2 protein-coding genes are annotated in these 689 nt (G+C 36.6%); both read right to left on the reverse strand.

All coding sequences use genetic code 11. The annotated features are described in order from the left end of the window. On the reverse strand, window positions 1–425 hold a 425-nt coding region (locus A9165_RS16465; RefSeq protein ID WP_141686182.1), incomplete at its 3' end, for a hypothetical protein. A gap of 52 nt (window positions 426–477) precedes the next feature. After that, window positions 478–689: hypothetical protein (locus tag A9165_RS17025; RefSeq protein WP_218060757.1), on the reverse strand; the 212-nt coding region annotated here is incomplete at its 5' end.

Here is a 689-nt window from a genome sequence, read left to right on the forward strand (position 1 = left end):
GGACAACTATCCTGACACGGCGGGCAGTTTTTGCTATTTCTTGAATGGTAGTTTTTAAAAGTGTCACCAATTTTCTTCGCTTCTATGACGAGCCTAGGGATTTTATTAACTTTAATCAAATAATCAGTGTAACCCAAATTCTTGACATGAGTTTCTGGGTTGAATTCATCTTTGCTCCAACCTAATATGAGTAAAACTTCATCAATTATCTTAAGTCGTGTTTTTGCTTCGTTAGAAAGGAAAAGTGAATCGCTGTTATTTTTATATTCTGATATTAATTTTTGATAAGACTCAAAAGCAATTTCAACACCGCTTAAAGAATTTACTATAGTACCTTCCATGAAAAAACGCTCCGCCACACATGCTAGACATCGCTTTTCCGCTGCAACAACTGCCAACGAAATGATTATTAATATTTTTAACATGTATAGATATAGCATAGCAACTATGCCACGCCACAGACGTAGACCATTTTAATTAGAATCCGTGGTAGTACCAGAGAAATAGAATCTCATTTTTAGAAACAAGGAGGCTCTGGGTAGCTGCTAAAAACAGCAAGAGTGTTGCTTTGACAAGTAAGGTAGATCTGATTTTTGGCATGTACATGCAAATAGAGCGATTCCAATCTTTCTCTAAATGAGTTTTTAGCTCCAGAAGGCAGATGAACTGTTCGGCGTCAACTATCTTGG

Origin of the sequence: Alishewanella sp. HH-ZS, assembly GCF_001704375.1 — a bacterium.
In the GTDB taxonomy this organism is placed as follows: domain Bacteria; phylum Pseudomonadota; class Gammaproteobacteria; order Enterobacterales; family Alteromonadaceae; genus Alishewanella; species Alishewanella aestuarii.